At 43.6% G+C, this 25479-nt stretch carries 19 protein-coding genes; 4 read left to right on the forward strand and 15 right to left on the reverse strand.

Going from position 1 to position 25479, the window contains the following annotated elements:
- Window positions 1–470: 470 nt before the first annotated feature.
- The 10 genes from IDJ76_RS00480 to IDJ76_RS00525 form a co-directional block, all read right to left on the reverse strand.
- Complete coding sequence (locus tag IDJ76_RS00480) at window positions 471–3044, reverse strand: BamA/TamA family outer membrane protein (RefSeq protein ID WP_191159611.1); 2574 nt, start codon at window positions 3042–3044, stop codon at window positions 471–473.
- Window positions 3045–3171: 127 nt separating this feature from the next.
- Complete coding sequence (locus IDJ76_RS00485) at window positions 3172–4092, reverse strand: hydroxypyruvate isomerase family protein (RefSeq protein ID WP_191159613.1); 921 nt, start codon at window positions 4090–4092, stop codon at window positions 3172–3174.
- Window positions 4093–4169: 77 nt separating this feature from the next.
- Entirely contained in the window at window positions 4170–5123 is a 954-nt protein-coding gene (locus IDJ76_RS20715) for a CvpA family protein (RefSeq protein ID WP_224746144.1), read from the reverse strand.
- 62 nt (window positions 5124–5185) lie between these two features.
- Window positions 5186–5551 (reverse strand): VOC family protein, encoded by a 366-nt coding sequence (locus tag IDJ76_RS00495; protein WP_191159614.1) that lies wholly within the window; start codon window positions 5549–5551, stop codon window positions 5186–5188.
- Window positions 5552–5605: 54 nt separating this feature from the next.
- Complete coding sequence (locus tag IDJ76_RS00500; protein WP_191159616.1) at window positions 5606–5860, reverse strand: CHC2 zinc finger domain-containing protein; 255 nt, start codon at window positions 5858–5860, stop codon at window positions 5606–5608.
- A 166-nt stretch (window positions 5861–6026) separates the two neighbouring features.
- Window positions 6027–9098: an efflux RND transporter permease subunit gene (locus IDJ76_RS00505; protein WP_224746145.1), complete on the reverse strand. Its 3072-nt coding sequence runs from the start codon at window positions 9096–9098 to the stop codon at window positions 6027–6029.
- Window positions 9091–10032, reverse strand: coding sequence for an efflux RND transporter periplasmic adaptor subunit (locus tag IDJ76_RS00510; RefSeq protein WP_191159618.1), 942 nt, complete (start codon window positions 10030–10032; stop codon window positions 9091–9093). The genes IDJ76_RS00505 and IDJ76_RS00510 overlap by 8 nt, the downstream gene beginning before the upstream one ends.
- 1 nt (window position 10033) lies before the next feature.
- On the reverse strand, window positions 10034–11269 hold the full coding sequence (locus tag IDJ76_RS00515; protein ID WP_191159620.1) for a TolC family protein: 1236 nt from the start codon (window positions 11267–11269) through the stop codon (window positions 10034–10036).
- 194 nt (window positions 11270–11463) lie between these two features.
- The gene (locus tag IDJ76_RS00520) at window positions 11464–12447 is read right to left on the reverse strand and encodes a 3-keto-disaccharide hydrolase (RefSeq protein ID WP_191159622.1); all 984 of its coding nucleotides are present in this window, start codon (window positions 12445–12447) and stop codon (window positions 11464–11466) included.
- Window positions 12448–12533: 86 nt separating this feature from the next.
- Entirely contained in the window at window positions 12534–14222 is a 1689-nt protein-coding gene (locus tag IDJ76_RS00525; RefSeq protein WP_191159624.1) for an RluA family pseudouridine synthase, read from the reverse strand.
- 122 nt (window positions 14223–14344) lie between these two features.
- Between IDJ76_RS00525 and IDJ76_RS00530 the strand changes: the two genes are divergently transcribed.
- The gene (locus IDJ76_RS00530; RefSeq protein WP_224746146.1) at window positions 14345–15334 is read left to right on the forward strand and encodes an FAD:protein FMN transferase; all 990 of its coding nucleotides are present in this window, start codon (window positions 14345–14347) and stop codon (window positions 15332–15334) included.
- Between the two features lie 11 nt (window positions 15335–15345).
- Here the strand turns inward: IDJ76_RS00530 and IDJ76_RS00535 are convergent, their stop codons facing one another.
- Genes IDJ76_RS00535 through IDJ76_RS00545 form a run of 3 tightly spaced genes read right to left on the reverse strand, consistent with a single transcriptional unit; the run spans window position 15346 to window position 19558 of the window.
- The gene (locus tag IDJ76_RS00535) at window positions 15346–17541 is read right to left on the reverse strand and encodes a PepSY domain-containing protein (RefSeq protein WP_191159626.1); all 2196 of its coding nucleotides are present in this window, start codon (window positions 17539–17541) and stop codon (window positions 15346–15348) included.
- An 18-nt stretch (window positions 17542–17559) separates the two neighbouring features.
- Window positions 17560–18042 (reverse strand): DUF2271 domain-containing protein, encoded by a 483-nt coding sequence (locus IDJ76_RS00540; RefSeq protein ID WP_191159628.1) that lies wholly within the window; start codon window positions 18040–18042, stop codon window positions 17560–17562.
- Window positions 18043–18046: 4 nt separating this feature from the next.
- A complete protein-coding gene (locus IDJ76_RS00545; protein WP_191159630.1) occupies window positions 18047–19558 on the reverse strand; it encodes an ankyrin repeat domain-containing protein in 1512 nt (503 codons plus the stop codon).
- A 231-nt stretch (window positions 19559–19789) separates the two neighbouring features.
- On the opposite strand from IDJ76_RS00545, the gene IDJ76_RS00550 reads away from it, so the two are divergent.
- From IDJ76_RS00550 to IDJ76_RS00560, 3 genes are all read left to right on the forward strand, one after another.
- Window positions 19790–20476, forward strand: coding sequence for a response regulator transcription factor (locus IDJ76_RS00550; protein ID WP_191159632.1), 687 nt, complete (start codon window positions 19790–19792; stop codon window positions 20474–20476).
- Window positions 20473–21837 carry a histidine kinase dimerization/phospho-acceptor domain-containing protein gene (locus IDJ76_RS00555; protein ID WP_191159634.1) on the forward strand — a complete coding sequence of 455 codons (1365 nt, stop codon included), beginning with the start codon at window positions 20473–20475 and terminating at the stop codon, window positions 21835–21837. The genes IDJ76_RS00550 and IDJ76_RS00555 overlap by 4 nt, the downstream gene beginning before the upstream one ends.
- A 289-nt stretch (window positions 21838–22126) precedes the next feature.
- A complete protein-coding gene (locus tag IDJ76_RS00560; protein ID WP_191159636.1) occupies window positions 22127–22624 on the forward strand; it encodes a helix-turn-helix domain-containing protein in 498 nt (165 codons plus the stop codon).
- A gap of 24 nt (window positions 22625–22648) precedes the next feature.
- On the opposite strand, the gene IDJ76_RS00565 is transcribed toward IDJ76_RS00560, so the two are convergent.
- Window positions 22649–23995, reverse strand: a complete 1347-nt coding sequence (locus tag IDJ76_RS00565; RefSeq protein ID WP_224746147.1) for a paraquat-inducible protein A — start codon at window positions 23993–23995, stop codon at window positions 22649–22651.
- Window positions 23996–24037: 42 nt separating this feature from the next.
- Window positions 24038–25363, reverse strand: a complete 1326-nt coding sequence (locus tag IDJ76_RS00570) for a paraquat-inducible protein A (protein ID WP_191159638.1) — start codon at window positions 25361–25363, stop codon at window positions 24038–24040.
- Between the last annotated feature and the right edge of the window lie 116 nt (window positions 25364–25479).

Here is a 25479-nt window from a genome sequence, read left to right on the forward strand (position 1 = left end):
ATTAACGTTATTACCAATACCGTGCCAAAGGATTTGTTAGCTTAGTTTTTTGATCTGACGTTAACGCTGTGTTTATAAAGGCTCGGAGTCATCTCTTCTATCCTTTTAAACGCACGGCTAAATTAATTTAAGTTGTTAAAACCAGCTTTAAAATAAGTTTCGTAAATGCTGTAGTATGGGTTGTTTATCAGCCGTTTAGCCAGAGCGATCCGCTCTTTAGTAAAATAATCAACAGGCGAGATCCCTTACTCTTGTTTAAAGGCACGGAAAAACTGGCATTGCTCATAAAGCCCATGCAGCAAAGCGCGTCGATGTTCAGTTTTTCGGTCAGATATATTTTTATGTATTCTAAAATGTAGGCAAAACGACTATCGGTTGTCGGGGAACAGAGACACGTCGGCCTGAATAACTTACGTAGCAGACGCATTGTTATGCACAATAAATGTTAAAAACAGATGCCAATAAACCTATTAGAATTTATAACCTAATGATAGGTAGCTGATTGATCCTTCTTTGGAGTAACCTTTAGAAAACTGGATAGAAACCAGGTTAGCGGGGATGAGATACACACCAAAACCATAGCCATCATGCCATTGGGACGACGACTCATTGGGCACCCAAACGCGGCCGATATCGTTAAAGCCCAAAACACCGAAAGATCCCGGGAAAAGGTAGGAGTTAAAATCGAGTATCTTTAAACGCAGTTCGATGTCGTTATAGGCCATTGTTTTACCGGTAAACCGGCCTGTATGAAAACCGCGCAAGTTATTAATACCGCCTAATTTTAATTGCTGGTAGTAAGCCGCACCGCCAACGGTGGTAGCCAGGCCGGTACGATTAGCAATGGTGAATACCGAATCGCGATCGGGGTTCAGGTAAAAGGTGAATTCAGATAGTAATTGCCCAAAACGGTCATCGCCTTTGTTTAGTTGCTGCAGCGTTGTTAAGGTGGTATGCCAATAAACACCTTTAACGGTTCGGGCCGAATGGTTACGAGTGTCATAATCTGCCCCGGCCACTATCCCTGCAAATCCATTGGTCGAAAATACATCTTGTTGTGGGTTGGCAATATTGTAAGCGTTCAAAAATTTAGTATCGTTATTACCCTGGCTGCTGTGATAATACTGGGCCACTATACCCGCATTTAATTTAAGGTTGCTGTACGTATGCGATATCCTTACGTCGGCTGTTACAAGGTCATACCGGTTCCGGTAATATTCTATTTCGCGGTTACCCTTGTCTATAAATTCACTTTCGTTACCGAGGCCGAAAAAGTTAATCACGTTGTTAGGCCCGCGCGAAAGCAGGTTTATCTTCAGATCGTTATTACCAACGGCTTTTTTATACTCACCGGCATAGGTGATCAGGAACGAGTGGCGGGCCAGTGAATAATCAACCAAAAATTCGTGGCGGTAATCAAACGGTTCTTTGCGGAAACCGTGTTTGGTGTATGAAAACCCGCCGATGACCGATACGCCGTAATCATTGTTATACCCGCCCGATACAATTGGTTCGAAGCGGTCAAAACGGTAACTGTTCTTATCGTAATCGTTAACAGTTGTATCTGTTGATAACCTCAATTTCGCTTCGGAGCGTGCCGGCAGGATGTTCTTTTTATCAGATCGGTCGTAGATGTAAAGATTTGCTTTATTGTTTACGGTTGGTGCTACTGAAAACGAATCTACGCCGTCGCCGCCGATCATCCGCACTTTTATTTTTGATTTTCCATCGCCATAAACCTTAAAAATATCCTTGCCGTCAAAACCGTATAGCCTCACTTCCTGCGTAACAGCAGGGTCAAACACGCGATGGTAGAGCACCTGTTCCAGACTGTCATTTTTTGAGATCTTATTGATCGTGATGGCTATATGTCCGCCCTCATCTTCTTTAATATCAAAATTTTCCTTCTTATCAGTCATGGGTACCTCTACAATCTGCGCCAGGAAGCGGTAATATTCAATGGCCTGGGTAGTCATATTGTCCCGGCGGGCCTCCATGGTTTGGATAAGTTTCCTGGCCGAAAGCTCGTAAATATCTACCGGCAGGCGCTTAAAGGCATCTTCGATAACCTGGTTTGTCAGGTGAGCCTGTACATAAACAATCTGCTCTTTCCAGTCATTCTCATCCAACCTATTCAAGAAGTAACGGTCAAAATACTGGCCGCCAATATTCCATGCGTTTATGTCACGTATTTTAGCTTCATAGGGCTGGAAGCGGGCTTTTAACCACTGATGCGAAACGATATAAGGAAAAATCCCGGATGTTTTGTAGTAAACCTGGTCGCGGTCGCGGGGGATGGGGGAATACAAAGTGCTCTTGTTCTTTTTGTCCTTATCCTTATCCCAACGCCACTGATCGTCGTGGCGGTCCCAGTCGCCTAATATCATATCCAGCAGCCGGGCGCGTAGAATTACCTTTTCATCAACCTTAACATCGTTATCACCGCGCAGCTTCTCCTGTACTTTTTTGGTGTTATCAGTTTTGTCAGATTCCAGAGGTTCGCGTTCTTCAAAAAGAAAAACATTGTTTGCGTAATCCTTCCGGTATTCACCCAAAGCAGGGTCGTCCGGAATGTAAACGATCTCGGGGTTTGAGTGCAGGATACCTACCGCATCGGCCAGCGGCGGTACCGTTAATGAGGCAAAAGGATTGGCTGTTGATACCTGGTCCTGCAAAATATCTTTGGCTACTGTTTTGCGCAGGTTGGCCGGGAGTTTCCGTTCGGGATATTTTTGTACAGTACGCAATACCCATTCCTGGCCCGAGGGATCGCGCAGCCGTAAAGACCTGGTTTGCATGCCGCCCCCGGTTTGTAAAATGGTTAAGCCTCCCTTTTCCTTTTGCAAATGAAAAACGCGCAACTTAACAGGTACAGCCCAAAGCTTACGGTAATTTTCGCCAAAGAGGGTGCGGTGCAGCTTACTTACCTTATTGTATTGCGGTTCAATAGCTATTGTAATACTGTCGTTTTTAACAGTTTGCGCTGTAGCACGTACCCCGGTTAAAATCAGTGTCAGGATAAACAGGGCAGTTAGGAGCTTCATGTATAAATAATGTTGGGGCAATTTTAAGAAATGTTAATTTCCTGTTTAATACTGCATTAACTAACACAAAGATACTTTGTTTAGCTGATATCTAAATTTGCCATTCTTCTACCGATCAGCTCTAATTTTACATAAAACTATCTGCTTCGTGATAAGCCTTTATCAGGGCCAGTTCGCCCTCTTTGCCTTTGCCGGCGTTGCCATGCTCCATGCCTATTACGCCTTTGTAACCTTTAGCGTAAATGTGTTTAAAGATGTTTTTATAATTGACTTCGCCGGTGCCGGGTTCGTTGCGGCCGGGGTTGTCGCCTATCTGGTAGTAACCTATTTCATCAATCACCAGGTTTAGTGTAGGGATAATATTACCCTGGTTGCGCTGCACGTGATACATATCATATAGTATTTTGCAGGAGGGGCTGCCTACCGCTTTACAGATCGAGTAAGCCTGGTCAGGCGTTCGCAGGAACAGGTCGGGGTTATCACTTAGCGGCTCTAAAACCATCACAATACCATGGGGCTCTAAGACGGCTGTCCCTTTTTTAATCGCCTCAATTACATTACCGGTTTGTACACCTATAGGAAGCTTACGGTCAAAATCGCCAGGTACAACAGTTACCAGTTTGCTGTTAATGCGTTTAGCCACCTCGACAGCCTGCTGGCACGATGCTATAAATTTTTCAACAATATCGGCCTTGCCCGATGCCAGCATGTTGCCGTCATTGCTTAGACCAGGCTGTACAAATACGCCCATTGCCATACCCAATTTGGCAAGTGTATCAGCAATCTTTTTTTGTTGATCAGAAGTTCGGGAAGCCATCCCGTTATCCTCAATAGCACGGAAACCCTGGTCGTAAGCAAATTTGATCTGCTCTACAAAGTCGTCGCCGGCATGGTTTTTAAACATACCATCGTGTACGCCATAGTTGAGGTTAAAAGGTTTGCCTGCGGCAGATAAAGAAGTTTCAGCCGCGCGTGCCTTTAGCATACTACCTGTAAGTAACGATGCGCCTGCAAATGCCCAGCTTTGAACAAATTTTCTGCGTTTCATAATTGGATGGATTAAATGATTGGCAAGATAACCTAATACTGCCATTTTATGAAGTTAAAATTGAGAGCCATAAGCTATCAGTCCCGAAAGTTTTGTGTAATCATCAGCCCATAAATGCCGCCGTCAACAATACCTATGCCCAGCCTGCCAAATGCAGGATTGAGAATATTTGCCCTATGCCCCGGCGATTCCATGAGGCCTCTATGGGCTATATTAAGTGTTTGCGCCAGTGCCAGGTTTTCGCCTGCAGTAAAAAAGTGGATGCCCCCAGTTCTTATTCGTTCAAAAGGGTCTATCCCTTCAGGCGTGTAGTGCGAAAAGTAGCTCCTTGCAAACATATCTACCGAATGGGCGCGCGCAACTACGGCTATTTCCGGGTCGGCTTTAAGTGTCTTTAGCTCTCTTTTAGTGCGCTCCCTGTTCACCTTCACCAGCATTTCAGCTTCCAGGTCGGTACGCACCTTTGGGTTCAATACCCTAAAGGGAAGTTCGGCAGGTGTTTCACTAACTTCTGCATCTGTTTTAGGCAGTAGCCTCGTTAACGGTTTACTTAAAATGGGCGAGAGCTTATCCTCCAGCCAGCCTATTTTGGGTTTTAACCGTTCGGCTATTTCGCTGTCGCGGGTTTCTTTTGATAGTTCGTTGTTGAAAGGCATCAGCAATAATAATCCACCAATAAGCGCCATCCAGATCAAACCCTTCACTAACCCTGGCAATATGCCGGCAATCTTGTTCAGCAAAGAATCATGTACCCTTTCTGACACTTGCCGTAAAATTGCTGAACTTAACAGATCAAATAACAGTTTAAACAGCAGTATAGCAAAAAGGACCGACAGTGGTGCCGCCCAAATTCCTGTAGCCGGTGCAAAGCGGGTAAGCAAACCGCTAAAAAAACTGTTAGTGGTAAAGGCGAAGAATAATGTACCGCACCATGCTATAAGCCCTAAAGCTGCCAGTACAAATCCATGCCGGCAGCTATCCCAAACGCAAAAAAATAATATAGCTATCAGTAGCAGGTCTGTGTAGTTCATTAACCTTAAAAATAGGTTTTTCTATCAGAATCTTACTGATTTAACGCTGAAAAGCTGATATTCTATTTGCTAAACTCGCCAAAGTGCCATAGGATGCCTGATGGATCATGCACAAAACATTCGCGGCCCCAATCGTATGTTTTAACAGGGGTGAGCCTTGCTCCATCATATTTAGCAGGGAGATTTAACTCGGATAGTTCCTTCCAGTAGCGATCAACATCGTCAACCTCTAAAAAGACCATGGTATTGTCCACCCAGTCTTTTACATAAGCGTCCTGCAGGTAAAACGAGATGTTTCCCGTTTTAAAAACCGACATGCCCGGGCCTAAAGTGGTTTCATCAAAACCCATATCGTGGTAAAACCGGCGGGAAGTGTCAAAATCCTTGGCGCCAATAAATGGCCGGATAGATATAGCCTTATGTTCCATGCTCTTGTATTAAGTTTATCACCGGTGGTGTACTCAAAGCTACGGGTATAGTTTTTAATAGACAAAAGTCTTTTTAGCCAGATCCTCGATAACCTGTTGGCGGTTCTTGTTCTCTATCAACATTAAAAACTCAATAGAGCTGCCCTCAGCACCGCAACCAAAGCATTTAAACTGGTTGCTGTGCGGGATAATCATTAATGACGTGGTTTCATCTGTGTGAAAGGGGCAGCGGCCTTTAAGGGCTTTGCGGCTTTGTTGCAACAATACGTGTTTGGAAGCGATATCAACCAGGTTCAATTCGTTATACATAGCTTTATATGGGGCCGCAAAAATATAAAGCTATGCTTGTTTTACAATAAGAGTTTAGTCATTTTATGGGCCGGCGGTGGAATAGTTTTCAAGACCGAAAACCATCTGCTTCAAAGCATTGCAAACCAAATATTTACGATTCAATAACTTATAAAATAAATTAACGTTAAATGATGTGGTGCGACTCGCTTACCTCTTTAAAAGAATGATTTTTATAAAGCAACCGCATCATAGATGGCAGCACGATCAGTAAAAGGGGAAGGGCTGATAAAAAGCCGCCGATAACTGCAATTGCCAGTGGCTGGTGTAGTTGCGCACCCGCCCCAATGCCCAATGCCAGCGGCATCAAAGCAATTATCGCCCCAAGGGCCGTCATCAGCTTAGGGCGTAACCTGGTCGATATGGAATAAACGATAGCATCATCGGTAGAACTTACGCGTGCGCTCTCCTTAAACTGCCAAAAAGTGAAGATGGCATTTTCGCCGATGATGCCCACTATCATGATCAAGCCGGTATAGCTACCGACGTTTAAGGGCGTATTGGTAATAAATAAAGCCAGTAAACTGCCGCCAATACCTAATACCGCAACCACTAATATCAAAAGTGCTATCCTAAATTGCCTGAATAGAAAGAGCATAACGCCGAACACCAATAAGCTTGATGTAATGAGGATCATTAACAACTCTTTAAATGATTGCTGCTGCTCGGCATAAGCACCGCCGTATTCTATATGGTAGCCGGCAGGCAGGTTCATTTTCTGTGCTACCGTTTTCTGAATGGCAGGGATTACGCTGCCCAGGTCACCGTTGTCCAGCCGGGCGCTCACTACACCCATGGCCTGTAAGTTTTCGCGCTGTATTTCGGCATCGCCTGTTTTGATCTCCACATTGGCCAGTTGGGTTATGGGTACTAATTTCCCATCGGGTAAAAACAGGTTTAAATTTTTAATACCGTTTACATTTTGGGTGCGGTTGCCCGGATAAACCATCCGGATAGCCGATTGCTGTTCTTTCTCAAATAAATTGCCGACGACGGTGCCATCTAAGGCAGCCTGCACCTGGGTTTGTAAGGCGGCGGGTGTTAAATTAAATTGGGCCAGTTTAGTATAATCGGGCAATATGTTTACCGATGGGCCCGCTATTACAATGCCGTCAAAAACATCGGCGGTACCCTTTGTTGCGGTAACAATAGCAGCCATTTGCTTTGATAGCTCCTGGAGCTTTAGCTGGTTATCGCCAAAGATCTTAATTTCTATAGGCTGGGTGGATGTCATCAGGTCGCCCAGCATATCGCCAATTACCTGCCCAAAATCTACCCGCAATGCCGGTTGCGAGGCCTCTATCTGGGTGCGCAGGTCGCTTATAACCTCTTCAGAAGTTTTACCATGCTTTTTCTTAAGCTGGATCAGGTAATCGCCGGTATTAGGCTCGGTGATAAAAAACCCCATTTGGGTACCTGTGCGCCTCGAATATGCGGCTACATCCGGTTCTTTGATAATTAGTTTTTCAATTTCGCGCAGCATGCGGTCTGTTTCTTCAAGAGAGGTGCCCGGGGGCGATGTATAATCAAGCACAATGCTCCCCTCGTCCATATCCGGCAGGAAACCTGTGGCCAGTTTACCCGGTATAAAAACCACAACAACCACCAATGCCAGCATAATAATGATGCTTAAAACCGGGCGCATAATAAAGTACGATACCCATGCCTGCCGTTTTACTTCATGGGCCTCCTTTTTTTTCTGCAGGGTATTGATTGCCGAATTTTTGGTGAGCAGCAGATAAATGACCGGCAGGCCTATCCAGGTTACAAAAAATGAACACACCAGCGTAATGATCATGGTATTGGTCATTACTTTGAAATAGGCACCTGCTACGCCTGTCATCAGTAAAAAGGGAATAAAAATAACTATGGTACTCACCGACGAGCCGACCATAGCTGGCAACAGGTAGTTAATAGCTTTTTGCAGCAGGGTTAATGTAGGCTCTTCCGGGTGCTCCTCATGCGTGCGGTGAATTTGCTCTACCACTACAATGGCATCATCGATAATTAGACCTATAGCGGCGGCTATAGCCCCCAGCGTCATAATATTTAAGGTATAACCTATTGCGTATACCACAATAAGCGTAAGGCCCAGCGTTACGGGGATAGTAATGAGGATGGTAGCACTGGCCTTAAGCGACCGGAGGAAGATAATAGCTACAATAATGGCGAGCGCCAAACCTATCCACAAACTATCGCTCACGCTTTTTACCGATTCGTTTACAAAGTCGGCTTGCACATAGTAAGGTTTTATGGTTACATTTTTAGGCAGGATCTTTTGCAGCGAGGCTATTTTGGCTGTCATCGCTGCAGAGAGCGACACCAGGTTGGCGTTAGGCTGTTTAATTACGGCTATCAATACCCCGTCATGCCCGTTGGCGTTTATCTTGGTGTATTCTATAGCCGGGTTTACCTGTATATCGGCTACATCCTTTAAAAATATAATTCGCTTGCGGTTATTGCTGATAATCAGGTTATCCAATTGCTCGCTGGTGTTGACACTCGCATCGGTGACGGTAAGGTAGAGTAGCTTATAATCTGACAGGTACCCGTTCGATTTGATAAAAGCCGTTTGTGTAAGTGTGTTGGCGATCATATCCGGCGTGAGGCCTAGCGAACTCATTTTTTGGCGGTTTAAAACCAGCCAGTACTCTTTTGTTTTACCGCCGATAACGCGTATGTCTGACACCCCCTCCACCTGCGACAGGAATGGTTTTACTGTGTAAGTAGCGAGTTGCTTTAGTTCGATAGGCGATAGACTGTGACTTTCGAGCGTGTAGCCACTTACAGGTAGTATAGACGGGTTCATTTTTTCGACCGTTACATTCACCTCTGGCGGGAGCGCGTTTTTGATCTGTGCAATGCGCGATTCAATGCGTTGCTGGCTCAGGTCTACATCGGCATCCCAGTTCATATAGGCAGATATTTCGCAGCTGCCGCGGCTGGTGGTGCTGCGCACATAATGCAGATCGGGCACTTGCTTTACCGCGTTCTCCAGAGGTTTGGTTACCGTAACCATCATTTTATTTACCGGCTGTAAACCTGCGTCGGCAATGATCTTGATCTTGGGGAAGGTTATCTCGGGGAAAAGGGACGTTTGCAGGCGCGAATAAGAAAAGGCACCGCCAAGCAGCATAATAAACAGCAACAGGCTTACCGGCTTTTTATAGTTGATAAAAAAACTGTTGATATTATTCATTTGCTACGATCTTAATTTTTGCGGTATCGGCCAAACCATAATTACCAGTTACAGCTACGCGGTCGGTAGGTTTAAATACAGGCGCTAAGATTTCTATTCGTCCGCCCGAGCTGATACCCGTTTTTACAGGCGTTTTAACCGCAGTAGAATCGTTGATAAGTTTCATTACCCAAAACTGGTTTTGAGTTTCGTTTGATAACACTGCAGATTTGGGCATTGAGGGTACATTGCTTTTGGCTGTTTTTATGATCAATGCTTTGGCAACCAGGTTTTCCGGGATAGGGTGGGGGCTATTCACCTTTATAACCACTCCCTGCGTTTGCGAAAGGGTATCGACTGATGGCATTTGCGATGCGATATGACCGGCCAGTTTTTCGCCGTCGGGCAAGGTGAGGGTAAGGTTTTGGTTGTTAGCAATCACGCTGCGCAATTCATACGGTAACTGTAATACAAAGGCAAAGCTTTCCCTGTCACTTATGATGGCCAGTTGCGCGCCATCCTGCACGTAATCGCCCACCTGGTGTAGTAGTTGGCTCACATAACCGCTTCGGGATGCGCGGATATAGTTAATACCCGAGAATTTAAAGGTGGTATCTAAAACGTTAATGGTATTGCCAATGCTTTGCGCCTCCTTGGTTTTTATAGTAAACATGAGCTGGCCTTTTTCAACGTAATGCCCTGGTGATATATTAACCTGTTTGATGTAACCTATGGCATTGGCGCTCACATAGTTTTTTTGCAAAAACGTTGATGTGGCGTTCAGCACAATGGTATCAGCCAATGAGCTGTTGCTTATCGTGGTAACGGTAACAGGTGTTTGTGCGGTAACCTGCGCGTCTTCTTCGGCTGTATCTGCAGCACCCTGCCCGCACGATGATGAAAGTATCAGCAAAGCCAAACAGGCAAAAATCAAGGGAAGTATTTTATGTTTCATCTTATCTGTTCCAATAGTTTAATTGGTTTATGAGCTGTAACCGGCTGACGATGTTTTGGGTAAGTAAATTTTTTGTGCTCAGGTAACTGTTTATCGCCAGTATTAGATCAGCAATTCTTAAGTCGCCGGTTTGTAAGAGTTGGGTATCAACTTTGATCAGGCTTTCTGAATATTTAAACTGGTCGTTTATCTCGGCAATCACCTTGTCATATTCGCTTATTTGCTGGTTTAGCTGGTTGATCTGTTGCGTATATTGGGTGTTAAAGAACGCTTTGTAGTTTTGTTGGGTTTCGCGCTCTAATGCCAGTTTTTTGTAAAGGATCTTACGCTGGCCGCCATCATATAAAGGTACGCTTAGCGTAAGCCCCGCACTACTGCCAAAGTTTTTATAATACTGCCCGGTTAGGTCGGAGTTATAACCGCCATCTAAAAAAGCGTTCAATTTAGGCCGGTAACTGTAATCGATAAGTTTTTTATTGTTGATGAGGCGGATGCTATCGAGTTTAAACTGCTTAAAAAAAATGCTGGTGGTCCTGTCATGTACCATATAACTTTCAATATCAGGCCTGGTAATTGGTACAATAGTCGTGTCTGCAATGCCCGATAAATAGTTGAGTGTGGCATATTCTGTTTTATATTGTAAGCGTGCCTGTGATAGTTGCAAACGTGCCTGTTTAAGCGTAACCAGAAAGGTAAGATAATCACTTTGCCTGTAAACGTTACTGCGGGTAAGCCGTTTTAAAAGATCCTCTTCTTTACTCAGTAAGGTTACAATTTCCTGATTAAAGGCTCGCTGCTGCAGGCTGCCGTAGGCGGTGATGTACTGCCCTATGATAGTGCGTTTTAAATCCTGCTCTGATAATTTGACGGAGTTGCGTAATGAATCGCGCTGCAGACCGATGGAAGCGAACTGGCTGTTTAAATAACTTTTGCCGATGAATGCCTTACTTACCGTTACCAAACCATTTACCGATTGCCCGTTGGTAATAGCATTGGCATAACCGTAACCGTTAATAACCGGCGCATATAGCGCGGCACTGCTTGCGGTAACCTGTGGTTTAAACCCTGCCCTTATTCTTACGCTATCCAATTGTGCCGATAGAATTTGGTTGTTAAGGTCTTTAATAAGCGGACTGTTTTTTATGGCCTGGTCTAAAAAATCGGGTAGTGACTTTTGCTGCGCAAACCCGGCGGTTAACGTGGTTAGAAGAAATAAAAAACAGAATAGTTGTTTCATAAAGGATCAATAGGGTAACCCATAAAATTAAATGACCGCGGGTTAAATACTTTAACAGCTATGTTAACGGGTTGAATTTACGACGGAATTCTGTTTAAAACTTGGCGAAAAAAAATAATTGAAACTACGGTAATAACAAACGCCCCGATCAAATGGTCGGGGCGTTTGTTGTTGTTTTGTTAAGTAGTATTTAATTATTTAACGGGTGTTATAATAATATTCCTGTAGTCGATAGGGCCATGATCGCCCTGGATCAAAAGTGGCCCCGGCTCACCTTCCGCACTATTTATAGCACCGCCTGTAATGCCCGGAATAATCTGATCGCAAATAACCATTTTGCCGTTAGCAACAAGTGTGATCATCCGGCCTTTCAAAGTAATATCATAAGATTGCCACTCGCCGGGGTTTTTAGCCATCATTTTGTTTGGCGGTAAAAAACCGTATACAGAACTGAATTGGTTATTTATCGGCTCCGGTTCGCCGCTTTTGGTGTCTATTACCTGGATCTCGTAACGGCCGCGCAAGTATACGCCGCTGTTACTGCCTTGTTTGTATCTGAATTCGATATGCAATTTAAAATCAGTAAAGGTTTTATCGGTGATTAGGTTCGATCCTGATTTCAAGCTCCGTAAAACGCCATTTTCAACGGTCCATTGGTTTTTACCTTCGGTATGCCAGCCCTTAGTGTCTTTGCCGTTAAACAAACGGATGGGCTTGCCCCAAACAGGTTCTGACGATCTGATCAGCGCGGGTGCACGCACACCGGTGAATGAATAGGATTGCCCGTCGGTATATACCATGGTGCCCTTTAGCTGGTCACCATTTACTTCAAATTCAAAATCCATATTGCGGTTGCCCGGTTCCCACTGCGGTGGAATAGAAAAGCTGTATTTGCCATCGGCCACCTTAACTTCAGAGATGGGCCTTGCGCTGCCAAATGCATATACGTAACGGCCGATAAGTGTATGTGTGCCCGATTTTTGAACTTCCAACCACGAAGGCAGGTTTTTGCCGCCCTGGCTAACAGTCAGGTCCCATCGGCCAATTACTGCCGGGTCTTTGGGTTCTGCGCCAAGCGATGCCGCTTTAATGCCTGAAAAAGCAAATAATAAAATGATGACCTGCAAGGCAATAGACCGCGACAGGTTAAGGTTTGCTAAAATTGCTATTCTTCTCATGGTAATAATTTAGATCATAAACCTACAAACTAACATCGACTTTCGGAAACAATGCTGTTTAATAAAAGCCCTGTGGCGTTTTAAAGTTAAAACTCTTCGGCCACTTCAAAGGTTAGTGTGAGTTTGGTTACGGGATGTATAAACTCCAGGTAAGTTGCCTGTAAGTACAGCCTGCCCGCAGCTGAGCCGTAAAGATCATCGCCAACAATTGGTGCGTTTAGGCCCAGTTCGTGCGCGGCATGCATCCGCAATTGATGGGTGCGGCCGGTTAGCGGCCAAAAATGTACTTTGGTAGTTGTTTCGTCCCTGCCGATGACCTGCCAGCGGGTAACTGCTTTTTTGCCGCTTTCAAAACAAACCAATTGCCGTGGCCTGTTTTCCAGATCGCCACGCAGTGGCAGCGTTATTTCACCCCCGTCATCTACTATTTTTTTAGAAAGTAATGCCGTGTAGCGTTTAACAACCGTGCGTTTTAAAAACTGTGCCTGGATGCGCTTGTGGGCATCTTTGGTTTTGGCTACGACTATTAAACCTGATGTAGCCATATCCAGCCGGTGGATAATAAGCGGTTCGATATTAACAAAGGCTGCTTTAAGGCGGGTGTAAACCGAATCATGAATATTTGCCCCCGGAACGGACAATACATCGTAGGGCTTATTGACTACAACAAATTCATCATCCTCATAAAGAATCTCGATCTGTACATGCTCGCCGGGATTGTTCAAAAGTGGGTTATCGTCCAGTACCATTTCGTGCAGCATGTGCCCTAAAATGGGTTTGCATTTGCCGGTGCAGGCGGGATAATATTGTTTGTGCTGCCTTACTTCTGATTTTGGTGCAGCTCCCCACCAAAATTCGGCCATTGCCAGCGGTTTGTATTGGTTTAAAAATGCATATTGTAAAAGTTTTGGCGTGGCGCATTCGCCGGCAGCGGCGGGTGGTTTGCCAAAAATGGTATCTTTAAAAATGGCCTCTAAATTTTTCTCTTGCCCGTATTTGTTCAGGAATACATACTGTTCAAAAAGTTGCTGCTGCAACGTGGCAGACCGTTCCCGGCGCTCGTTTTTTAACGCTTCAATTTCTACTTCAAATTGCGCTATACCTGCCTTTATATCTTCTAATTGCTGTGCGCGGTTGTTTAAAAGCACGTTAAACTGGTGCTTGTCGTGCAGGCTCTGTTTAATCAGATCGGCTTCAAATATTGCATAATCAACATCGTTTAGCAATTCTTTTTGTTGGGCACGGAGTATTTTACGGTTATCCTTATTTATCTTTAATTGTTTTTTTGCTGCGGCTATTTCTTCAGCAAATTGTTCCGTACGCTTTGCTAGTTGCTGTTTGAGTGTTTGATAACTTTCATTCCCCGTTATAGCCTTTACTTGTGTGTTAATGGAGTTGATCACCTCCTGTTCCTTCACGAAGAAACTATCCTCAACAAGCATATCAAAAACCGGGGGTACAAAATTAGGGTGATTATTAGATCCGGCCAACTTGCCCGAAAAGGCTGAAAGATACCCCAGTTTTCCCTCATCGTCCTGAACGACCAACACGCCAAACATCTTACCTATGGGTGGCCCGGGTAAGTCATCGCTTAGGCCAAAGTTATGATCAAGTTCTGTTTGGGTTTCCAGGTATTTCTGCAGTTGGCTGGCCGCTAATATTGTTAAAGGGTGTGGCTCGTAAAAAAACGGAAAGGTGAACTTTTGCGGCAGTGCTATCCCGGCGATGATTTTTTCATCAAAATAGGTAATGGCCTTTAGGTTGCTGCTTTCCAAATTTTACGAAGGGATTTTATAGTGCAAAAGTAAGCGATATTCTTTTAATGATATTACTTATTAATTGGTTTTAGCACCTCAAATAGGGGCCATGTTTTGTATTTTTGTTGAGGATATATTTCATGAAAAAGATACTGATCATATTACTGTTGTCTTCGGCATTTTCGGCAAATGCACAGGTGTTACGAAAAAGAACAACGAAGCTTATGGGTGGCCGTTTTGATATTACTATTGTGGCCAAAGATTCGTTAACAGCCGAACAAAATATTGATACCGTTATAACGGAGATAACCCGAATAGAAAACCTGATATCTGACTGGCGGCCGCAGACACAGGTATCGCAAGTAAATCAAAACGCCGGCATCCGCCCGGTAAAAGTTGACCGGGAGGTTTTTGAACTGACCGAACGCGCGATCAATTTTTCAAAGATTACCAATGGTGGCTTTGATGTAAGCTTTGCCGCTATGGACAGGATCTGGAAATTCGATGGCAGTATGACTGAAATGCCCTCGCCCGAAGCTATCCGGAAATCAGTTGAAAGAGTGGGTTATCAAAATATAATCCTTGATAAAGCCAACTCAACTATCTTTTTGAAATTAAAAGGCATGAAGATAGGCTTTGGTGCTTTAGGGGAGGGCTACGCAGCCGATAAATGCCGTGACATGATGATGGCGAGGGGCATCAAGGCCGGGATAGTGAACGGATCTGGTGATATGCGTACCTGGGGGAGCCAGCCAAATGGGAAACCGTGGAATATTGGTATTACTAACCCACTACATAAGGATAAGCTGTTTGCGACCGTTCCGTTGCAACAGGGGGCTGTAGTAACTTCCGGGAATTATGAAAAATTTGTGGTGTTTAACGGCAAACGCTATTCGCACATTATTAATCCGGCTACTGGTTATCCGGTTACAGGATTAGCCAGCGTTACCGTGTTTGGCCCAAGTGCCGAAGTGGCCAACGGTTTCAGCACGTCATGTATGGTTTTGGGTAAAGAGGCTGGCTTAAAACTACTAAGCCAATATCCGGCCTACAGCTGCATTATGATTACTGACGATGGCAACATCATCCCATCGTCCAACATGGATATAAAAAAATACCGGCATTTATAACATGAACGGGCTTAATAGCAGTCCATCAATATTTGCCCGTGCGATTGATAGTGGCTTATGCTTTCCCCCAGTTTGCTTTGGCAGATATGGTCCAGCAATTCTATCATATCGTTTTGCATAGACAAAGACCCGCAAAGCATGATAGCACCTTTTTTAGCTAAAACACCTGCAACAATCTCCGCATCGTGGGCAAGCAAATCCTTTATATATTGTTTTTTACCTTCGCGGGAAAAGGCAACGTGCAGCGCATTTAATTGACCACCAGACAGATTGCTTTTTATGGCAGATTCGTAAAGATCAAAGGAAGCCTGGCCGCGAAAGCCGCAGTATAAATGCGTGCTTATCTTTTTTGTATTCTGATCAAGCATCCCCAAAAACGGGGCGATACCCGTGCCGTTCGAGATCAACACAACAGCAGGTGCATTTTGCGGGAAATAAAAATGCGGGTTTGCCGCTATACGGGCCTTGAATGATTGCCCCGGCTGCAATTGGTGCAAGTAACCCGACCCTAAACCGTCGCGGTGCAGCTTCACACTTAACTGTATATCATTACCCACTTTGCCGATAGAATATAAACGTTCGCGGTGATCATTGGCGGGATAAATAGCCAGCAAATCGCCGGATGTGAATTTGCTTCTGCGGGGAGTTTTCAAGCGGATCAGGAAGGCGCCTTCATCATGTGTCACAGGCGTTTTTTCAATAACGGTGAGTGATTGTAAACCAGTGGGTTTAGCATTGAGTAATTCGGGTGCAATTTCTATATCCATATTGGCCATCTGCGCCCAGGTTGTTGCCCATTGGCCAAATTCAGCAGGTGATTTATCATTAACGGTATGGATCTCGAGTAAGGGAACGGCCCAGTGCTGGCGCGAGAGCAGGTTGTTAACTTCGAAACCAAATTGGCAAAAGTCAGGATAGGCATGTGAGCCAAAGGCCACCACCGACGTTTGCACTGGGTGCAACTGTTGATACTGGTCTAACAGTTTCTCAAAATTTTTAGCATTAGTGGGGGCATCGCCTAATCCATAGGTGGCTGTAAAAACTATGATATGCTTTGCCTGTGGGTAAACTTTATAATCGTTAAGTTGTGCCAGGAAAGCTGTTTGTCCGTTTTTGATTAGCTGTTGATGAATTGCCCCTGCAAAACGGAATGTATTGCCGTTTTCAGATCCAACCAATAAAATAAACTTACTTTCCTCAGCTTTGTATTTGTTTTTAACGCGGTTAGACCGGCGTTTCAGCGTGATCATAAAGCCAGAGTATATAAAAAACAGGATGTTAGCACTTGCCACCGCCAGCACAATTGCCCAAATTGCACTTGCCCGGCCTGTATGCAGGTCGAGACTCAGGTTGTTTAAGATCACGGTAGTAGGATAGGGGACATCACTTAAGATATCGCCGGTAATTTGGTTGATCGCGAGTTCGCGGTCTTTGAGTTTTATGGTGTAGTAATCTTCGGGATCGTCAGAAAAAGGGTACTCGATGCTTTGAACGTCGGCCAGTTTAGTTTCTTTAAAAATGGCAAATTCAGAAAGCTTTTTCTTCGGCCCATCCTTGATCGCATTTAAATCTACATGAGCCGATTTCTTAGGCTGCGTAAATATCGCAAATTTAGTTAGGGACAGAAAAGTGCCCGTTAAAGCTATGATCAATATGGGGATAAGCGACAAGCGGCCTAATACTACGTGGTAATACTGCGCAAAATTTTCTTTAACTATCTTCTTAAAAAAGTGCCTTACCCCGCGTTGCCTTTGTATCACCAATACTGTGCCCGATATTGCGATAAGCAATAAAATAAACGCGGTGATGCCCATGAAAATACGCCCTGCTTCATGTAAAAACAGCGAACGGTGCAGTGCAGTAACCCATTGAAAAAACTCATTGGGATTACCCGGATGGCCTAAAACCTTGCCCGTACGCGGGTCGACATAGGCCAGCAGTTTATTACCGTCGGCATCATTGCCTTTGGCAATAAGAAATTGATTTGCATCAATGCTAAGGTCGGTGATATCCGGATAGGCGGCCTTTAGTGAAGGGATGGCTTGCGAAAGAGTAATCTGGTTAAAGTCATGAGCGCGATAGGCGGGCATTTTGTCTGCCAGGGGCTGAAAAGCCAGTATAATACCGGTTATGGAAGCAAGCGCAATAAAAAGAAAAAAAGATACAGCCAACGCAAGGTGGCTGTATCTCCAGACCGAGATAGTCATATCAATTCATTCAATATATTAATTGGCGCTTAACCTTACATAGCGGATGTAACCTGTGCCTTCGGTTTTACCGGCAATACCCTCTGTGGTAAGTGGCACTTCCAGGTCTTTTTCGTAATATTTATTGTCTTCAACTGCTGTTTCGAAACGTAGTTTATAACCGGCGTTGATCTTGGAATTTTCTATCTCAAAGGTGGTAACACTTCTGTCGCCCCCGGTAACAGATGCACCGGTAATTGCACTGATATTAGTCGGTTTACTTTTGTAAAACTTAAACCAAGTAGCCAGGTTTTTGTACCATTTTTTATCAGACCCCATTACATAAAGGGTTTTTTCGTAGGCCCCTTTACTATCAACCAGCGATACTACAATGTAAGCGCCTTCGCCCATGTAGTTGGTCATTTGCAGCATGCATTTGTACTTGGTAGTCTGCGCTGATGAAACGTTTGCTTGTATTATTAAAAGAGTAAGGATAAATATAAATCTCAGGAGGTGTTTCATTAGTTTATTTTAGAAAATCAATTGATGTGTTACTTTTTTTAAATGTTTCGTTCTCTTTTGCAAGGTCGTATGCGGTTTCTTTAAAATCGGTCGTGGCTTCCTTTTTAGCCCCTATCGAGATAAGATATTTAAGCATGGCATCATTTTGTGATATCATGGCAGATTTATGTAACGCGGTGACACCTTCTTTATTTTTAGCGTTTACATCTATACCCAAAGGCTGCAAATGTTGTAATAACGACAAGCTGTTTTTAGCGACTGCAAGGTGGTAAAGTGTGTTACCATTTTTTTGCGGTGCTTTTACATCTAAACCCTTGTCCTGTAATGATTTTAGCTTTGCGTCAAAATCTGCAGCACGTTGCCCGTTAAAGGGGCGTTCACCTGGCGATCCGTATGATTCAACCAAATAGTACGCCAGGTCGTTTCCTTTGTTATCAACAACCTTTACGTTAGCGCCTTTACTTATCAACAAATCTACAATGGCCGGCGAGTTACTGCGTACCGCTAAAGCGAGGGCTGTAACACCCTGTAAATTAGCTTGATTGATATTCTTTACTTTAGGGAATAGCAGGTTAAATACGCTGGTGTCACGGCTGCTTGCCGCCGCGTAAATAAATGGTGTGCTGCCTTCTTCATCGGCTTTATTAACATCAACACCCTTGCTTAAAAAGTAGGTGATGATCTCGGCTTGATTAGGCTTGCGTACTAAGTAATGTAAAACATTCTGGCCTATTTTGCTGGTTGCGGTGGGTTTTACACCAAGGCCCTCCAGGTATTGGTAAACAGCCAGCGTAGTGCCGCTACCCGGTGCACCACGGCCGCCACGACCCTGTGCTGCCATTAAAATAGCGGTTTGATTTACCGGTACACCTTTAGCCAAAAGTGCTTTTAGTAAATCAATATTACCGCCGCGGGCCGCATAGCTGAATGCATTGTTGCCTGCGGCATCGGTACTTTTAATGTCAAGCCCCTTGCTTACAAAATAGTTGGTAAGGGTAAGGTCTTTATCGCCACTAACGGCTAATAAAAGCGCGTTGGCACCTTCCTGGTTAACTTCTTTTTTGATATCAACACCGTTAGTTAATAACAGGTCATATACTTTAGTATTGGTTTGACCAACACCTGCGGCAAAAGTAAACGGGGTGGCACCGTGGCTGTCTTCTACATCTAACTTTGATTTTTTAGCAATCAGGTATTCCATTATTTCGGCATTGCCCTTATATGCAGCCCAGTGCATGTAGGTACGGCCATCGTGCGTGAGCTTATCTGTGGTGTTGCCAGGTTGGTCTAACAGATAGGTAATCACATCATTCGGCGCCTGCGCATTGATAGCCATTACCGCAGGGTCAAAGCTCGAACCGTTTAATTGTGAAGGGCTGTTGCCTTTTTCAACTTCCGATTTAACAGCTGCAATGGTGGGCGTGTTTTTCCAAAAATCCTGATTAAGCAGGGTGTTCTGTTGCGCGTTTGCCGTGAAAGAACATACGGTAATAAGGGCGATGAATAATTTTTTCATTTGCTTGAATATTGCGTCAACTAATTGACTGCGCTAAATTAATAAGAATTAGTCTAAATAAGAATACTAATTGTAAGAATTTTATTACCCGATTTAATATTTTGAAATAAGCGCCATTTGTCCTTTCCTTATAATTTGCTTAAAATTGAGTGTTGACTGCCAGTGTGAAGTGGAGTTTAATATTTTTACTACAACATTGTTAAGGGCTAAGAATTTGAATGATATTTAAAAATGTATAAAATATTAGTACTGGAAGACGACCATAAAATGGCAGCAGAACTGCGCCTGTTTTTTAGTAACAGAGGGTTTGATTGCGACCTCGTGTATGACGGTGGTACTTTTTTTAAACAATTGGATATAACCAAATACGACATCTACATTTTAGATGTTAACGTACCGGTACTGAGCGGTACCGAGGTTTGTAAACGTATCCGTGTGAATGACAAACAAACTCCTGTGCTCATGCTTACGGCTTACAGCGCCGTGCAGGATAAAGTGGATGCCCTTGCGTTTGGAGCCGATGATTACCTGGTTAAGCCATTTCATTTAGAAGAATTACTTGCCCGCGTTAGTGCTTTGTTAAGGCGCAGCTCAGGTGCAAAAAATGAAAATGAGCAACTTTACAAAATAGATGATCTGATCATTAACACAGTAGATCTAAAAGTGTCACGCGGGGGGGATGAAATAGCTTTAACTCCTAAAGAATATAAATTGCTTGAGTTGCTTGCCTCGGCTCAGGGGCGCACGGTATCTAAGCAAACCATTGCTACCAAAGTATGGGATATCAATTTTGAGACGGGTACCAATACCATTGAGGTGTATATCAACTATCTGCGCAATAAAATAGATAAAGGGCGGGGTAAAGCGCTTATACATACCCGTGCAGGTTTTGGTTACTCGTTAAAAATACCGTCATGACGTTAAAGCAACGGTTCTCATTTATTTTTAGCTGCCTGTTCTCATTTGTACTGGCTGCTGTGATGCTGATCATTTATTATTTGTTTGCCAATTTCAGGCGCGAGGAGTTTGCAGACCGCCTGGCCGAGAAAGCCGAAAATACAGCCAAGATTTTGGTGGATGTAAGGGAAATTGATTATAACATGCAAAAGCTGCTTGACCGTAATAGCGTAAGGCGGCTTTATAACGAAAAAACCTTGGTTTTTGATGACGCTAAAAGACTGATCTACAATAGTAGTGATACCACCAGTATAGCGTGGAGTAATGACGAATTAGAAGAACTTAAAACAGAGCCCAAAATAATCAGACGGAAAGGGAAGAGCGAAATGGTAGGGCTTTTCTATCAATCCAAAGGAAAAAATTATTATGTGCTGATATCTGCCGAAGATACGTATGGCAACCGTAAATTGGTCTATTTAAAGTATTTGTTGATGGGCGCTTTTATTATCAGCACCTTGTTAATTTGGTTCCTTTCTTTTTTCGTGAGCAAGCGTAACCTGATGCCCCTTGATAATTTTACTACCCAGATCCGCGACATTACCGATAAGAATTTAAATGTGAGGCTCAAAAAGGCAAAACACGAAGATGAGATAAACACTTTGGTAAGTGCATTTAACCAGATGATGGACAGGATAGATGGGGCTTACAACCGCCAACGGGAATTTACTGGTAACGCGTCGCATGAGTTGCGGACGCCGGTTGCACGGATAGCAGCGCAATTGGAGAATATTTTACACGACGACGAACTGGAACCGGCCATGAAAAAGAACCTTGCCAGTATTGCCGATGATATTTTCCAGTTATCAGAGATCATTAGCTCGCTGGTGGCCCTGGCCGAGATCAATAACCGCCAGCACTCAATATCGTTAGGTAAAACGCGGCTGGACGAACTAGTGTTTAACGCTGCGGCGCAAATATCGGCCGCAAACCCCGGTTTTAAGCTTAAGTTTGAGATAGAAAACCTTACTACTGATGATACTGAACTTGAAGTAGATGGTGACGAAACGTTGCTGCTGATGGTGATGCTTAACTTGTTAAAAAATGGCTATCTGTATTCAGATAACCGATGTGTAGAATGCATTATCAGGCAAAAGCCGACCGGAATTGATGTCATATTTACCAACACAGGCGAAGTGCCGGATGTTACCGACACTAACCTATTGTTCGGTACCTTTTACCGGGGCAGCAACACCCTGCATAAACAAGGGAGCGGTATAGGGTTGGGCATCGTAAAACGGGTGCTGCAATATCATGATGCAGATGTTTCGTACCATATTATAGATCAAAACACCAATCAGGTGATTGTAACCTTCTACAGGTGATTTCTAATAGATTCTTAAGTTATTTTTAAGGCCGTTATAAGTGTCGTTATCAATATTTGTATCATAAAATTACGGTATCAACTTGCTCGAGGGCGCAATAGATTCGTAATTATCCCGGTGAAGGCCGGTTCTGCATATCCAAATTAGTGAGTATGTTTAGGGAAAGAGGGCTTGTAAAAAGGCTCTCTTTTTTGTTCCGCCCGAAACTCGAATGTAAACGTTGTTCTGAAGCCAATGTATTTTTTTACTGTTGCGCTGTATAAAAGGCGAGATACCTTAAATTTGCTGCATGATCGAACTAAATGAATACGAATGCGAGATGCTGGATGCAGTGCTGGAAGCCTTTGGTATACCTGATAGTTTGACACGACAGCAGTTGCTGGAACTTTTTGACCAGGATGAGTCCACAGCATTTTCGCTTGTCCAGATCCTTACCCGCGAAGGGTTTATAGCAGAAACAGGCAAGCATGGTGATTATGACCTGCCCGAAAAATTAGTACTTAAACCCAAGGGGGATAAGTTTTTGAAAGCAGGTGGCTTTGTGCGCCGTTATCAATTAGAGCAGGAAAAGCCGGTAGAGGTAAATGGCACGCTTTCTAAATTGCAGCAACAGAACATGAAATTGCAGAACGAGAAGCTTACACACCAAACCCAGGTACTCAACCTAAATAAAATTATAGAGCGTTTAAAAACGCTCCAGTACGTTTGGTGGGCACTCGTCGTTATCGCTATTATCGTCGGTTATTTTATAGGTCATTCAGCAGGAGTGAAATCTCTAAAACACTGACAATATCGCCTACCAAATAAAGGGTTACCCCCTTATTTGCCTGCCGGGTTCAGAAACTTCGTACGCTGTTATCCGCTTTAAAATGTATGACAAAATGAATGCGAATACCACATACCCCACAAAAATAAGGTAGCCCGGTTGCAGCGACGTGTTATTAACTGTAGTGGTGTTAACAAAATCGTTTTTGATATTTAAATTGGAGAGCTGGCTTTTTAAGATGCCGTTTAATCCAATATAAGTCATTACAATACCTACTACCATTACATCTGCCATATCCCATTTGCCGGCTTCGAAGGCCAGGTATTTCACCACTTTATTTTCCGATAATTTTTCAGGGCTCAGGATATGAATACCGCGCGCTATCATACGCAAAAGCGGTAAGATTATAACAAACAGCAATAGTAATATACCAACGGCAATAGCATCGGGTTTTGCCTGGCTAAGCAGTACCTCTATAATACCTAAAAGACTTTTGCTTTGAAAAAATAAGATCTGGTTTTCAAAGGCCACCTTTTGGCCCAAGAGACCAAAATTAAAAGATAGTATGCGCGCATCTACCTCAATTACAGATGCCGTTACACCAACAAATAGAAGGATAACAGCAAACAAAAGCGACATGACAAAAAGCGTGGTGTGCAGGTGCACCTGTTTGCGCATGGCCAGCCAAAAAACCAACGCCAATGCCACGCAGCCGAGCATTGCGTAAGCGTAATTGTAGGTTACTTTTCGAATTGCAGCCAAGTCAGCATTTATCCGTTTATTAAAAGCAACCGGATCTGCCACTTTATACTTGGTATACAGGTATTTAGTTACTGCATAATTGGCTATGCTTGTGCTGTCATAAGTCAGTTTCTCTAACTGGTCAATTTTAGTTGTCGCTATACTTTTCAGCCGCCTTTTACTTGCGGGGCTATTTATTTTGTCGACAATGGTTTTAGCGAAAGATGGTACCTGCGCGTGAATATCCTTATCGTCTACCATGGTGTTAAACGCAAATTTTTTAAGTTTACCACCTAACGATTTTTGCGGTTTTTTGATTTGCGCCACGGTTTTACTGATCAGCCCGTGCAATTGCTTTTCTACCTGTACCTGCATGACCTTACGCTGTGCAGGGGTAAGGCTAAAATCATGGATCTGCCCGTGTACAACCTCAGATATCCTGTCGCGCCATTGATCCATCGAGAAAAGGCCGAACGTGATATTGTTGGACATGCTGTAATCTTCTTTAATCTGTTCTTGCTGGGCAGATAAAATATCCAGTTTATAGCCAAAGTAGGCTTCACCACATAGCAGAATACTTAACACCAAAATAAGGATCATATTAGGCAGGCCAAATTTCTTTGCCGGCTGGTTTTGTTGATGAGTTGTCAATGTTGAACTAATTAAATAAATAATTGAATTAGGTGCCCTTTACTAATGAGAATCGTGCGGAGTAATAAATTTCAGGATTGTCGACAAGATAAGGCCGTATAATACAAAACTAATAAATACGATGTATCCCGGTTGCAATGCCGTGTTGTTAGTTGTGATAATGGTTAACGAATTACTTTTAATGTTTAAACTCGCTAACTGACTTTCTAACAAGCCATTAAGGCCAATATAAACCATTAATATGGCAATAACGATAACATCGGCCATGCTCCACTTGCCCGATTGAAAGGCGAAGTACTTGATAACCTTATTCTCGGCCAGTTTCTTTTTACTCAATAAATGGATCCCGGTCGAACTTAATTTCATGATAGGGAAGAGGATACTAAACACCAGTATCAATACACCTACCAGGATCGAATCGACAGCCGGTTGTGCAATCAATACCTCAACTACATCAAGGATGCTTTTGCTCTGGAAGAATAATACCTGGTCTTTAAACACCACATGCTCGCCCAGTAAAACAAAGTCGAGCGATTGGATGCGCGCATCTACCTCTATCATTGAAGCGGTAAGGCCCACTGCCAGTAAGATAAAAGCAAATAGCAGCGACATGATGAAAAGTGTTGCATGCAGATCAACCCGTTTACGCAATGCCCACCAACATAGCAATACCGCAACCACGCAGCCCAGCATGGTAAAGCAGTATGTATACATCGTAGCCCTTATTTTTTCTAACTGAGCGGTAAGTTTTTGATTAAACTGATTAGGCGAAGAAACTGAATATTTACTATACAGTTTATCAGTAAGCGCTTTGTTTACAGTCGCTGCGCTGTCAAAATATGCACTATGTTCTACCTGCGTAAACTTGGTCATAGCCATGTTGCTCATCTGCTTTTTATTGGCAGGATTATCAACCTTGGCTATGATAGATTTGGCGATAGCGGGTGCCTGCGCCTTTATCTTGTCGGTATTTACAAAAGTTTTTACAGCGAATTTCTTCAATTTGCCTCCTAATGATGTTGGCTTTTTATCAAGTAAAGCCTGCGCTTTATTCATCAAAGCCAATACTATTTGTTCAACTTCTACCTGCAAATCCCGTTTTTGCTTAGGCGTCATGGTAAAGTGTCGCACCTGGTGATTCACTATTCCTGCAACCTTGTCATGCCATTGGCCAACTGAAAATAGCCCTAATGTGATGTTGTTAGCGTCGGAGTAGTCTTTTTTTATTTGCTCTTGTTGGTCAGAAAGCTTATACAGGCGATATCCAAAATAGGCTTCGCCCGATAGTAGCACACCTAAACCGAGTATGAGCAATAGTCTTGATACGTTAAATCCTTTAACGGCACCTGTTTGTTGTTCTGCGGCCAAATTGGTTGAAAATTAAAAGTGGAACCGTTTTATAACTTCAATGTGAAGCAATTGTTTGCGGGGAAGCTTAGGTTTTTATAGCTGTTTGCTATCGGTACACACAGATCTTGTAAATT

This window comes from Mucilaginibacter glaciei (assembly GCF_014773245.1).
In the GTDB taxonomy this organism is placed as follows: Bacteria; Bacteroidota; Bacteroidia; order Sphingobacteriales; family Sphingobacteriaceae; genus Mucilaginibacter; species Mucilaginibacter glaciei.